The sequence below is a fragment of the Microbacterium sp. NPDC091676 genome, from assembly GCF_044756645.1.
Classification (GTDB): domain Bacteria; phylum Actinomycetota; class Actinomycetes; order Actinomycetales; family Microbacteriaceae; genus Microbacterium; species Microbacterium paraoxydans_D.
On sequence record NZ_JBIVTI010000001.1, the window covers coordinates 2,655,302 to 2,667,509 of the forward strand.

13 protein-coding genes are annotated in these 12,208 nt (G+C 70.0%); 3 read left to right on the forward strand and 10 right to left on the reverse strand.

The features are described from left to right. Positions 1–49: 49 nt before the first annotated feature. The 5 genes from ACIQID_RS12890 to ACIQID_RS12910 form a co-directional block, all read right to left on the reverse strand. The gene (locus tag ACIQID_RS12890) at positions 50–256 is read right to left on the reverse strand and encodes a hypothetical protein (protein ID WP_025105466.1); all 207 of its coding nucleotides are present in this window, start codon (positions 254–256) and stop codon (positions 50–52) included. Between the two features lie 104 nt (positions 257–360). Continuing rightward, on the reverse strand, positions 361–924 hold the full coding sequence (locus ACIQID_RS12895) for a hypothetical protein (protein WP_400285515.1): 564 nt from the start codon (positions 922–924) through the stop codon (positions 361–363). Between the two features lie 639 nt (positions 925–1,563). Next, on the reverse strand, positions 1,564–2,601 hold the full coding sequence (locus ACIQID_RS12900; RefSeq protein WP_400285518.1) for an LLM class flavin-dependent oxidoreductase: 1,038 nt from the start codon (positions 2,599–2,601) through the stop codon (positions 1,564–1,566). A gap of 36 nt (positions 2,602–2,637) precedes the next feature. Continuing rightward, positions 2,638–2,865: a DUF2795 domain-containing protein gene (locus tag ACIQID_RS12905; RefSeq protein ID WP_136051443.1), complete on the reverse strand. Its 228-nt coding sequence runs from the start codon at positions 2,863–2,865 to the stop codon at positions 2,638–2,640. A gap of 67 nt (positions 2,866–2,932) precedes the next feature. Beyond that, positions 2,933–3,355, reverse strand: a complete 423-nt coding sequence (locus tag ACIQID_RS12910; protein WP_400285521.1) for an Hsp20/alpha crystallin family protein — start codon at positions 3,353–3,355, stop codon at positions 2,933–2,935. Between the two features lie 123 nt (positions 3,356–3,478). On the opposite strand from ACIQID_RS12910, the gene ACIQID_RS12915 reads away from it, so the two are divergent. Both ACIQID_RS12915 and ACIQID_RS12920 read left to right on the forward strand, forming a co-directional pair. Further along, complete coding sequence (locus ACIQID_RS12915; protein WP_400285524.1) at positions 3,479–3,772, forward strand: MerR family transcriptional regulator; 294 nt, start codon at positions 3,479–3,481, stop codon at positions 3,770–3,772. Positions 3,773–3,829: 57 nt separating this feature from the next. Then, positions 3,830–5,560, forward strand: a complete 1,731-nt coding sequence (locus tag ACIQID_RS12920) for a cation:proton antiporter (RefSeq protein WP_400285527.1) — start codon at positions 3,830–3,832, stop codon at positions 5,558–5,560. A gap of 169 nt (positions 5,561–5,729) precedes the next feature. Here ACIQID_RS12920 and ACIQID_RS12925 read toward each other — a convergent pair whose 3' ends face one another. The 5 genes from ACIQID_RS12925 to ACIQID_RS12945 all read right to left on the reverse strand — a co-directional run bounded on the left by ACIQID_RS12925 (position 5,730) and on the right by ACIQID_RS12945 (position 9,406). Then, positions 5,730–7,151 carry a dicarboxylate/amino acid:cation symporter gene (locus ACIQID_RS12925; RefSeq protein ID WP_312674968.1) on the reverse strand — a complete coding sequence of 474 codons (1,422 nt, stop codon included), beginning with the start codon at positions 7,149–7,151 and terminating at the stop codon, positions 5,730–5,732. 142 nt (positions 7,152–7,293) lie between these two features. After that, on the reverse strand, positions 7,294–7,635 hold the full coding sequence (locus tag ACIQID_RS12930) for a hypothetical protein (RefSeq protein WP_331201244.1): 342 nt from the start codon (positions 7,633–7,635) through the stop codon (positions 7,294–7,296). 162 nt (positions 7,636–7,797) lie between these two features. Next, entirely contained in the window at positions 7,798–8,034 is a 237-nt protein-coding gene (locus ACIQID_RS12935) for a helix-turn-helix transcriptional regulator (RefSeq protein WP_071329944.1), read from the reverse strand. Next, positions 8,031–8,783 carry a hypothetical protein gene (locus ACIQID_RS12940; protein ID WP_400285532.1) on the reverse strand — a complete coding sequence of 251 codons (753 nt, stop codon included), beginning with the start codon at positions 8,781–8,783 and terminating at the stop codon, positions 8,031–8,033. The genes ACIQID_RS12935 and ACIQID_RS12940 overlap by 4 nt, the downstream gene beginning before the upstream one ends. Beyond that, positions 8,783–9,406 (reverse strand): hypothetical protein, encoded by a 624-nt coding sequence (locus ACIQID_RS12945; RefSeq protein ID WP_400285535.1) that lies wholly within the window; start codon positions 9,404–9,406, stop codon positions 8,783–8,785. The genes ACIQID_RS12940 and ACIQID_RS12945 overlap by 1 nt, the downstream gene beginning before the upstream one ends. A gap of 175 nt (positions 9,407–9,581) precedes the next feature. On the opposite strand from ACIQID_RS12945, the gene ACIQID_RS12950 reads away from it, so the two are divergent. Further along, on the forward strand, positions 9,582–12,113 hold the full coding sequence (locus ACIQID_RS12950; RefSeq protein ID WP_071329948.1) for an ATP-dependent Clp protease ATP-binding subunit: 2,532 nt from the start codon (positions 9,582–9,584) through the stop codon (positions 12,111–12,113). Positions 12,114–12,208: the final 95 nt, after the last annotated feature.

The following is a 12,208-nucleotide window of genomic DNA, read 5'->3' on the forward strand; positions in this document are numbered from 1 at the left end:
CGTACCGGCTCGGGAGGCCCTGTTTCGATCCCGCACGACGAGGAGCGGGTCAGTGCTCCTGGAATCGCGGCCAGGCGCTGCCCGGCAGCATACGGGCGTGCAGCGCGCCCTTCGCGGAGGCGAGGCTGGGATAGGTTCCGGCCGCCGCATCCGCCCCCGCCATGGTCACCACATAGCCGTTCTCATCGTGGCGGATGCTCCCCACCACACCGTTCGTCCCGTACGCGACCCAGAGTGCGAGTGTCTTGGTGCTCATCGTCGAACCCCTCTCTCTGCCGCCGAGGCTACGCCTCCGTGACATCCGGGGCCAGTCCCTCCCCGGGAGTGGGGGCGGGATCAACGCCCGTCCCCGAGCAGGACTCAACCCCGGATGCCCTGGCGAACCGTGAGCGCACGGCGCACACGGGCGGCGAGGGCAGCGCCGCCGTCGCGCAGATCGAGCTCGGTCACACGGATCACGAGCCATCCGTGGTCCTCGAGGTCGCGCTGACGCCGGATGTCGATCCGCCATTGATCACGGTCCGTCCGATGGCCATCGCCCTCGTACTCGATGGCGATGCGGCATTCGGGGTAGGCGAGGTCGACCCGGGCGAGGAAGCGTCCGTCCACGGAGACGACGTGCTGGATCGCGGGCTCCGGGACGCCGAAGCTGCGGAGGAGCGGACGCGTCTCGGTCTCTTTCGGCGACTCGACGCCCGGGCGCGCGAGAGGCAGCGCATCGCGTATGCGGCCGCAGCCGGGGAACCGCCCCCATCGCGTCAGTTGTCGATCGATGCTCTCGGTGGTGGCGACGGGCCGGCCCGTCCGCAGCCCCGGATAGACGTCGGACGAGGTGAGCAGGGCATCGAGCGCGACGACCATCGGCACGGATACGAACTCCCGCGCGCAGAGGAAGAGTGCGCTGACCGGATCGATCGTCGGCACGCCGTGGACCTGCCATGTGTCTGCCCTCCCCGGAGCTATGCGACGTCCGCGGACGCCGATCGTCCGGGGCGGCGAGGTCCCGGTATGCACGGCGACGTCGAGGGGCTCATCGGGCGACCATCGGACGGACGTGGGAAGCCCCCACAGTCGGAGAGCCGTGCGTCCGGCGAATGCCTGACCCTCGCGAAGACGCGGCAGGTAGGAGGCGACTCGATCATCGAAAGTGGAGGCTTCCGCTGTCGATCGCACTCCGGCGAACGGTCGCGCGAGGTCTCGGCTGGAGTATCTCTTCCGCCCGACCCCGATGGCGGCGGCATCACGGACGGCGAAGTGAGGGCCGAGGTCGGGCGGGAGGGGAACACGGTGTCGCATCCGTCCATGCTGTCCGTGCAGCATCAGCGTCCTGATGGTCGATCGCCCCTCCGACCGGCTCTTGTGGAGAACGCGGACCGACCTGCGATTGTGGCGGAGCTCCTGCTCTCGCGCGGGATCAGAAAGGTGCCGCGGGAAGCGCGCAGGGGAGCGTTATCGATCCCGCACCAAGTGACCCACCGGATGCGGGATCAGAAACGTGCCGCCCGGGCCGTGTGGGGGAGCGTTAGTGATCCCGCGACGGAACTCGGACGCCCGCGACGGAACTCACGCGCCCGCGACGAGCTCCAGCGTCTGCGCGCGCCCGGCGGCCGAGTCCTTCGGCTCCGCGTCGTAGGCCCCGGCGACGGGGGAGAGCATGACCTCGTCCACCCCATAGGTCGCCGCGAAGGAGCGCACCTCGGCGGCGACGGACTCCCCGGTGCCGACGAACCACCGCGACCGCGCGGCCTGGACCACCTGATCGGTCGCGGCGTCGTGCTCCGCGGCGAGGGCCTGCTCGACGGTCTCGAGCGCGACGAGCGGCTGGTTGAGCCGGAGCCGCGCCATCATCCGCAGCTGCGGGAGGGCGCGGGCCTCGGCCTCCTCCGCCGTCGGGGCGGCGACGGCGTTCACGGTGAGGAAGGTCCGCGGCTCCGGGTGCTCCTCGCTCGGACGGTAGTTCGTGCGGTAGAGGTCGAGGGCGCGTTCCAGGCCCTGTCCGGAGAAGTGGTTCGCGAACACGTACGGCAGGCCGAGGGAGGCGGCGAGCTGCGCGGAGTAGTCGCTCGACCCCAGCAGCCACACCTCGGGCACCCCGGTCGCGGCGGGGGTCGCCCGCACGGTGTACTCCCCGCCGGAGGTGAAGCGCACGGTGGCACCGTCGGCGGTGAAGAGCGCCGCGATGTCCTGCACGTGGCGGGGGAACTGCTCCACGTCGCTGGTCGTCCCGGAGCCGCGGAGGAGCTGGGTGATCACGGGGTCGCTGCCGGGGGCGCGGCCGAGGCCCAGGTCGATGCGGCCGGGCGCGATGGCTTCGAGGGCGGCGAACTGCTCGGCCACGATCAGCGGCGCGTGGTTGGGCAGCATCACGCCGCCGGAGCCGAGGCGGATCCGCGAGGTGTGCGGGGCGGCGGCCGCGATGAGGACCGGTGGCGTGGTCGAGGCGACCGCGGGCATGTTGTGGTGCTCGGCGAACCAGTACCGGCGATAGCCGAGCCGGTCGGCGGTCGCGGCGAGGGCGAGGGAGGCGGCGATGGCCTCGGCGCTGGTCTGGCCGGAGCGGACCGGCACGAGGTCGAGGACGGAAAGGGCGACGTCGTTCATCTCCGGATGCAACCTCGGCGGCCGCTCCGGCATTCCCTAGGCGGCGAGGCGGGAGGCGGGGGTGAGCGCGTCGGCGAGAGCGTTCCTGGCGAGGCGATAGCGGATGAGCCAGGCGGCACTGAAGCTCTGCTCCGGCAGGTCGCGGAGCGCGGCGCGGTCCTCCGCCGGCAGTCCGTCCCGGGCGGCTTCGCGCAGGAGGTCGTCGCGGGTCGCCGGGTATTCCATGTCGGCGAGGAAACGGTCGAGGGTCGAGGAGAGTGCCATGGGTCGTCCTTTCTGCGGGAAGAGAGGAGAGCGGCGGGGGCGGTGCCGCAGCACCGCCCCCGGGTGATCAGGCGTCGATCGCCTGGCGCTGTTCGCCGGACTCGACAGTGATCTTGCGCGGCTTCGCCCGCTCGCTGACGGGGATGACGACCGACAGGACACCGCTCTCGTACGAGGCGCTGATGTTGTCGAGGTCCACACCGTCGCCGAGCGAGAACTGGCGCAGGAACGATCCGGCCCCGCGCTCGCGGGCGAGCCAGCGCACACCCTCGCGGGTGTCGGGCGTGCGCTGTGCGCGGATCGTGAGCTGCCCGCCGTCGAGGTCGACGTCGATGGAGCCGGGGTCGGCACCGGGCAGATCGGCGTGCAGGATGTAGCGGTCCCCGTCGCGGTACAGGTCCACCGGCATCGACCGGGGCGCGCGCACGGAGTCCAGCACGCTCGCGGCGAAGCGATCGAGCTGGCTGAAGGGATCGAAGGTCAGTGCCATGAGGTTCTCCTTTCGTGCGGCCCTGCAAGGGCTGAGGTGGTGTGCAGATTATCTGCACCTCAGGTATAGATTTGTTATAGAACACACGTAGGAACTTCGCAACCCCGAACCGAGGACTCCCGGATGACCGCACCCGACTCGCGCACCCCGCTCTACGGCATCGCCGTGGCCGCCCAGCTCGTCGACCTGCCCGAGGCGACGATCCGGCTCTTCGAGAGCAAGGGGCTGCTCGCGCCGGCCCGCAGCGACGGCGGCACGCGCCGCTACAGTGACGACGACATCACCCGTCTGCGCCGCGCGGCCGCGCTCCGCGGCGACGGCATCAACATCGCCGGGATCGCCCGGGTCCTCGACCTGCAGGATGAGAACGCGGGCCTCCGCCAGGCTCTCGGCGCCGACGGACCGGAACGCGACTGACACCCCGACCAGCCTCCGGCGACGGGGAGGGCCGGACGACGCCGCTACGCTTTCCGCATGGAAGCCGGGATCTTCTACGTCCTCGTCGGAGCAGTCGCCGTGGCCGCCGTCGCGCGGTGGCGCGGATGGCCGGCCCCGCTGCTCGTGACCGTCGTCGCGCTCGCCGCGTCGTTCCTGCCGTTCATGCCGGAGCTGGAGATCGACGGGCACCTCCTGCTCGGTCTCGTGCTGCCGCCGCTGTTGTACTCGGCGGCCCTCGACGTGTCGTTCGTCGGGTTCAAACGCAGCCTGCCGCAGATCCGCCGCCTCGGGATCTGGCTCGTGCTGCTCACCGCGTTCGCCGTCGGACTCGTGGCCTGGTGGATCCTGCCGTCGCTCACGCTGCCCGGCGCGCTGCTGCTGGGTGCCATCGTCGCCCCGCCGGACGCGGTGTCGGCGGCGGCGATCGGTCGTCGTCTCGGTCTGCCCCGCCGCATCATGACCGTGCTGTCCGGGGAGAGCCTCATCAACGACGCGACCTCCCTCACGCTCTACCGGGTGTTCGCGGCCATCCTCGCCGGGGCGACGGTGTCGATCTGGGGTGGCATCGGGCAGTTCCTCCTGGCCGTCGGCGTGGGGGTGGGGATCGGGCTCGTCTTCGGGATCGTCCTGCATCAGCTCCGGATGCGCATCGGCGACCCGGTGGTGATCGGCACGTTCGGTCTGCTCGCCCCCTTCGGCGCGTACAACATCGCGGAGCACCTGCTCGGCTCCGGCGTCCTCGCCGTCGTGGCCATGGGGCTGTTCGTCGGCTTCAACGCCCCGCGCACCGACTACACGACCCGGCAGCAGGAGGCGCCGCTGTGGCTGTCGGCCGACCTGCTGCTGGAGAGCTTCGTGTTCGCCTACATCGGCCTCCAGTTCCCGCGGGTGCTCAACGACCTCGGCAGCGAGTCGGTGGGGCACATCCTCCTGCTCTCCGGCGCCGTGCTGCTCGTGGTGCTCGTCGTCCGCCCGCTGTACATCTACCCGATCAGCGCGTGGTCGAACTTCCAGGACCGTCGTCGGCTCGCACGCATGGACCGCGGTATCGCGTCCGGGGAGTTCGACGAGCGTCGCCGGCGATCCCGGCGGTGGCGTGACCAGAGCACGGATGAGCTGCGGACGCAGATCGTGCGCGAGCGCATGGCCGGGCTGCGGCTCACCTGGAAGGACAACGCCGTCATCTCCTGGGCGGGTATGCGCGGCGTGGTGACCCTGGCGATCGCGGTCGCCGCCGCGGACCTGGCCGGGCTCGACACCGAGGCCTCGCACGCCATCGTCGTCGTCGCCTTCATCGTCACCGTCGGCACGCTCCTGCTGCAGGGCCTCACGCTGCCGGTGCTCATCCGGCGGCTCGAGATCGCGGGGGATGAGGAGCACGAGGAGGACGTCGCGGCGCTGGAGACGGTCAAGGCCAAGAGCCGCGAGGCCGGCAAGGCGTACCTCGCCGAGAAGCGCCGGGAGTGGGAGCAGAAGCACGGCGAGGTCGACCTCGGCATGTTCGACGCGTTCACAAAGCGCATGACCCGGGTGGAGAAGGACACCGACGACGCGCAGCAGGTCGAGGACTCCGTGGCCCGCCCGTCCTACGACGACCTCGTCGCCCTGACCAAGGGATGGCTGCAGGTGCGTCGGGAGATCCTCGTCGCGGAGCGGGATGCCGGAGAGCTCGACGAAGAGGTCATGCGGGAGCTGCTGGCCGCGATGGACGCCGAGGAGCTCGCGCTCGACACCCGTGGCGCCACCCGCCCCCTGAGCCGCAACTGACTCCTCCTTCCCTCCTTCCCCTCGACCCACCCCCTTCTGGTCCACTCACCCCTCCGCGACCGTCCGCAACGGGCCGGGGCGCACGCAAAAGGGGTGGTCGGCGGGGGAGGGAGAGACGAAGAGCGCCCCACCTCCGGCAAGGAGGTGGGGCGCTCTCGAGGAGACCGGGTCAGCGTGCGCCGGCGGGCTCCGGGGTGGAGGCGGCGGGCGCCTCGGGGGCGTCGTCGCCGGAGTCGTCGGCGAAGGGCAGGCCCTCGCGCGGCGCGTTGTAGAGCTCCTCGTCGAGGATGCCCTCGCGCTTCGCGACGATCGCGGGGACGAGGGCCTGACCCGCGACGTTCACGGCCGTGCGGCCCATGTCGAGGATCGGGTCGATCGCGAGCAGCAGGCCGACGCCCTCGAGCGGCAGCCCCAGGGTGGACAGCGTCAGCGTGAGCATGACGACCGCGCCCGTGGTGCCCGCGGTGGCGGCGGAACCCACGACCGAGACGATCACGATCAGCAGGTACTGCACGAAGTTCAGCTCGATGCCGAAGAACTGCGCGACGAAGATCGCGGCGATGGCCGGGTAGATCGCGGCGCAGCCGTCCATCTTCGTCGTCGCACCCAGCGGCACGGCGAACGAGGCGTAGGAGCGGGGCACGCCGAGGTTGCGCTCGGTCACGCGCTCCGTGAGGGGAAGCGTGCCGATGGAGGAGCGGCTCACGAAGGCGAGCTGCACCGCCGGCCACACACCGGAGAAGTACTGCTTGATGGAGAGGCCGTGCGTGCGGACCAGGATCGGGTACACGACGAACAGCACGAGCGCGAGGCCGATGTAGACGGCGGCGGCGAACCAGCCGAGCGATGCCAGCTTCTCCCAGCCGTACTTGATGACGGCGGAGCCGATGAGGCCGAACGTGCCGAGCGGGGCGATGCGGATGATCCACCACAGCACGCGCTGGATGACCTTGAGCAGCGACTCGGTGAAGACGAGGAACGGCTCCGCCTTCTTGCCGGCCTTGAGTGCCGCGATGCCGACGACGGCCGCGACCACGATGACCTGCAGGATGTTGAAGCCGACGCTCGAGGTGAACGCACCCTCGGTCGCTCCGGGGGAGGTGCTGACGGTCAGGCCGAGGAAGTTCTGCGGGATGAGGCCGAGGAGGAAGTTCCACCAGGTGCCGACCGTGTACGGCTCGCCCGGCTCCAGGCCCTCGCCGGCGCGGCTGCCCGGCTGGATCACGAGGCCGAGGACGATGCCGATGATGACCGCGATGAAGGCGGTGATCGCGAACCACAGGATCGTCTGGCCGGCGAGGCGGGCGGCGTTCTGCACGCGACGGAGGTTCGAGATGCTGGCGACGATCGCGGTGAAGATCAGCGGGACGACGGCCGCGCGCAGCAGCGTGACGTAGGAGCTGCCGATCGTGTCGAGGGTGGCCGACAGGGCGGTCGGGTTCTCAGCCGTGGCGCCGAGCTGGCGGCCGATCAGACCGGCGGCGATGCCGAGGACGAGGGCGGCGATGATCTGGAAGCCGAACGAGGTCAGCAGCTTCCGGACCGGCCCGCGGGTGTCTGGCGCCTTCTGGGCGCGTGCGGTGGTGCTCATTGAGGTGGGGACTCCAGAATCGCGGCGCGCCGAGTGCGCGCCATGAGGCTCAACGCTAGGAGAGCCTGAGAATTCCCTGGGTGGATATGACGAAGGATGACGGCCGCCCTCCCAGGCCGTCACCCTTCGCTGCGTGCCGCCCTCAGGGCGTGACGCAGTCCTGGAGGTTGTCCTGGATGATCTGGGTCGTGAGGGCCTTGTCGGCCTCGTCCCGCTGCTTGTCCTCCCCGTCGGCGATGTAGCCGAGCGTCTCGTCGCTGAGATCGGAGTCGACCAGGGCTTCCGCCAGGCAGGTGGCGGCGTCGTCGGTCATGGCCTCCTCCTGCGGCGTGCCCTCGAACACCTTCTGGATGCCGTCGGCGACCTCGTCGACCGAGGGGCGGCTCTCTCCGGCGCAGGCCGCGAGGGAGAGGGCGAGGGCAGCGGCCGGGGCGATCGCCAGGAGGCGGAGGCCGCGACGCGAGGGGATGCGGGTGCTGATCATGAGGCGACGGTACCCACTCACAGCCGACTCATAGAAGGGGCTTGCATTCCCGTGCGTGACCGTGCTCGCCCTCCCGCTGACCCACCCCTCTTCGTGCGTCCCGGCCCCCTGCGTGCGTCCGTATGAGGCCGGGGCGCGCGGAAGGGGGTGGGTCGAGAGGGGTCAGCGATCGGCGAGGACGAGGAGGTCGCCGACCTCGCAGTCGAGCGCCTCGCAGATGGCCCGCAGCGTGGAGTAGCGGATCGCGCGGGCGCGGTCGTTCTTCAGCACGGACAGGTTCACGATGCTGACGCCGACGGCGGCGCTCAGCTCCGTCAGCGTCATCCCGCGGGCGACCAGCAGCTCGTCCAGACGGCAGTGGATGCCGGTGAACTCGTCGTCGCTCTCCGCCGGGCTCACACCAGGCCCTCCGTCTCGCGCTCCAGGGCGGCCCGCTCCTGCTCCACGCGCATGCCCTGACGGAACACCGCGGCGAGGGCGAGGAGGCCGAGCGCCGCGGCGAACGGCAGCGGTGTGACGGTGAGCCAGCAGGTGTGCGGGTACCAGGTGCTGTCCGCCGGCAGGGCCTCGCGCAGTCCGGTGGTGGCGGCGATGCCGTTGAGGAGATCCGAGAAGACGCCCAGCACCCCGAACGCGATCGCACCCCCGACGAGGGCGCGGGTCACGGTGCGGGAGAACGCGCGGCCGCGGAGGGTGTGGAAGCAGATGAGCGCGAGGACCACGGCGGGGATCGTGGTCAGGGCGAGGGTGCTGAGCTGTGCGGCCGCGGCGAGGAGGCGCAGCCCGAGCGACGCGTGGCCCACCGTGAAGTCCGACAGCTCCGTACCGCCGCAGGTGAGCATCGTCGTCGTGCTGTCGCCGTACTCCGAGCACGGGAGGCTCGCGGGCCAGTCGAGGAACACGGTCGTCGCGCCGTGCAGCTCCGCCCAGTCCACGGTGAAGGCCTTGACGACGATGACCACCGCGCCCAGCACGGAGAGCGTGATCCACCATCCGGACAGCGTGAGCGCCGCGTCGAGGGCGACCGTGGGGCTGCCACGGCGACGGCTGTTCCAGACCACGAGGGCGACGACGGCCGCACAGACCGCGAGCGCGATCCCGATGTTGAGCAGAGACAGCCAGACGGCCTCCGAGCCGAACGAGATCATCAGACCAGCCCCTCCGTGTCGCGCTGCAGGCGGCGGCCGATGGTGAAGACACCTGCCACGAGAGCCAGCGCGAACGCCCACCCCACGGGCGCGAGATCGAACTCCATGAGCAGCGTCCACAGCACGTCCTCAACCGCGGGGTCCGTCGCGGCCAGATCCTTCACGATCTCGGCGCGGCCGATGCCGCCGGCGAGCTGCCCGAACAGGGTGCCCGCCATCAGCAGACAGGCGGCGACGGCGAACATCCACCCGAGGGAGGCGCGGAACGGCCGAGAGCGGATGAGGGAGACGCCCAGCCACCAGACCACGGCGCACAGGGCCACGGTGGCGAGCGCGGGCAGCGCCGTCTCCAGCAGCAACAGCCAGCGGGCGCCCGTGGGCGGCGCGGTGAGGGTGACGAGGGCGGAGTCGACGGTGGCGCCCTCGACCCCGGCCACGCCGTCGAGGGCGGCGAGGCCGACGTCGTGCACCGGCATCGCGACCGTCGGCGACGGGGAGAACAAGGCGCCGGCGGCCTGGGCGACGGCGACGATGGCCCCGATCCCGACGCTGACGGCGCCGGTGGCGATGAGCCCGAGCGCGATGCCGTCGGCGAGCGAGGGGCGTCTTTCTATGGCGAGCATGAGCTCCTCCTGAGAGTCGGTGTTTATCGACTTTCGTTAACATAACGACTGTCGATAAACCCGTCAAGGCCTCGCTATGCCCACGGCGAACACGGGCATACCCGCCATTTCTGGTCGTTACTCTCGATGTACAAGCGCTTCATGCGTCTTCGCCCCGTGCGAATAAGGAGTCAACATGTTCGAGAGATTCACGGACCGAGCCCGTCGAGTGGTCGTCCTCGCCCAAGAAGAGGCGAAGATGCTCAACCACAACTACATCGGCACCGAGCACATCCTGCTCGGCCTCATCCACGAGGGCGAGGGCGTCGCAGCCAAGGCGCTGGAGTCGCTCGGCATCTCCCTCGACGCCGTGCGCGAGCAGGTGCAGGACATCATCGGCCAGGGTCAGCAGCAGCCGACCGGCCACATCCCGTTCACGCCGCGCGCCAAGAAGGTGCTCGAGCTGAGCCTCCGCGAGGCCCTGCAGCTCGGTCACAACTACATCGGCACCGAGCACATCCTCCTCGGCCTCATCCGCGAGGGTGAGGGCGTGGCCGCTCAGGTGCTCGTCAAGCTGGGCGCCGACCTCAACAAGGTGCGGCAGCAGGTCATCCAGCTGCTCTCCGGCGCTCCGGGCCGCGAGCCCGCGTCCGTCGGCGCGCAGTCCAACGACACCCCCTCGGGTGCGCAGGGCGGCTCGCAGGTGCTCGACCAGTTCGGTCGCAACCTCACGCAGGCCGCGCGCGACAACAAGCTCGACCCGGTCATCGGGCGCGAGAAGGAGGCGGAGCGGGTCATGCAGATCCTCTCCCGTCGCTCCAAGAACAACCCCGTCCTGATCGGCGAGCCCGGCGTCGGCAAGACCGCCGTCGTCGAGGGTCTCGCCCAGGCGATCGTCAAGGGCGATGTGCCCGAGACGCTGAAGGACAAGCAGCTCTACTCGCTCGACCTCGGCTCGCTCATCGCCGGTTCCCGCTACCGCGGTGACTTCGAGGAGCGCCTGAAGAAGGTCACCAAGGAGATCCGCACGCGCGGCGACATCATCGTCTTCATCGACGAGATCCACACCCTCGTGGGTGCGGGTGCCGCCGAGGGTGCGATCGACGCGGCCAGCATCCTCAAGCCGCTGCTCGCCCGCGGTGAGCTCCAGACGATCGGTGCCACCACGCTCGACGAGTACCGCAAGCACTTCGAGAAGGACGCCGCGCTCGAGCGCCGCTTCCAGCCGGTGCAGGTGAACGAGCCGACGCTGCCGCACGCGATCAACATCCTCAAGGGGCTGCGCGACCGGTACGAGGCGCACCACAAGGTGCAGATCACCGACGGCGCGATCGTGGCCGCGGCGAACCTCGCCGACCGCTACGTCTCCGACCGCTTCCTCCCGGACAAGGCCATCGACCTGATCGACGAGGCGGGCGCACGTCTGCGTCTGTCGATCCTGTCCAGCCCGCCCGAGCTGCGCGAGTTCGACGAGAAGATCGCCGCCGTGCGCGAGCAGAAGGAGATCGCCTCCGAGGAGCAGGACTTCGAGAAGGCCGCCTCGCTGCGCGATGAGGAGAAGAGCCTCCTCGCCGAGCGTCTGCGTCTCGAGAAGCAGTGGCGTGCGGGCGACGTCGCGACCCAGGCGGTCGTCGACGAGGGCCTGATCGCCGAGGTGCTCGCCCAGGCGACCGGCATCCCCGTGTTCAAGCTGACGGAGGAGGAGTCCAGCCGACTCGTCTTCATGGAGAAGGCGCTGCACCAGCGCGTCATCGGTCAGGAGGAGGCCATCGCGGCGCTCTCCAAGACCATCCGTCGTCAGCGTGCCGGCCTCAAGGACCCGAAGCGTCCCTCGGGCTCGTTCATCTTCGCCGGCCCCACGGGTGTCGGAAAGACGGAGCTGGCCAAGGCGCTCGCGGAGTTCCTCTTCGACGACGAGGCCGCGCTCATCTCGCTCGACATGAGCGAGTTCGGCGAGAAGCACACCGTCTCGCGGCTGTTCGGTGCCCCTCCCGGGTTCGTCGGCTTCGAAGAGGGTGGCCAGCTCACCGAGAAGGTGCGGCGCAAGCCGTTCAGCGTGGTCCTCTTCGACGAGATCGAGAAGGCGCATCCGGACATCTTCAACTCGCTGCTGCAGATCCTGGAAGAGGGTCGCCTCACCGACGGTCAGGGGCGGATCGTGGACTTCAAGAACACGGTCATCATCATGACCACGAACCTCGGTGCGCGCGACATCGCCGGCGGCCCCGTCGGCTTCCAGATCGAGGGCAACAACGCCACGAGCTACGAGCGGATGAAGGGCAAGGTCAACGAGGAGCTCAAGCGGCACTTCAAGCCCGAGTTCCTCAACCGCGTCGACGACATCATCGTCTTCCCGCAGCTGAGCAAGAGCGAGCTGGTGCAGATCGTGGACCTGTTCACGAAGCGCCTCGGCGAGCGTCTGCTCGACCGCGACATGACGATCGAGCTGTCGCAGTCCGCCAAGGAGCGTCTGATCGAGATCGGCTTCGACCCGGCCCTGGGCGCTCGCCCGCTGCGTCGCGCGATGCAGCACGAGATCGAGGACCGTCTGTCGGAGAAGATCCTGCACGGCGAGCTCGACTCGGGCGACCACGTGAAGGTCGACGCGAAGGACGGGGAGTTCCTGTTCGAGCACGGCCCGCGCGGCGAGAAGGTCGCGGTCGGCGTCAACACCGGCGGCGGCGCGATCTCCGGCACGCCCGACCTGGCGATCACCGGCAACGACTGATCCTCGACACGATCACCCGAAGGGGCGGATGCGACAGCATCCGCCCCTTCGTCGTCTCCACTCCGCCGCGTCTGGGAGTCGTCGGGAGGAGCGGG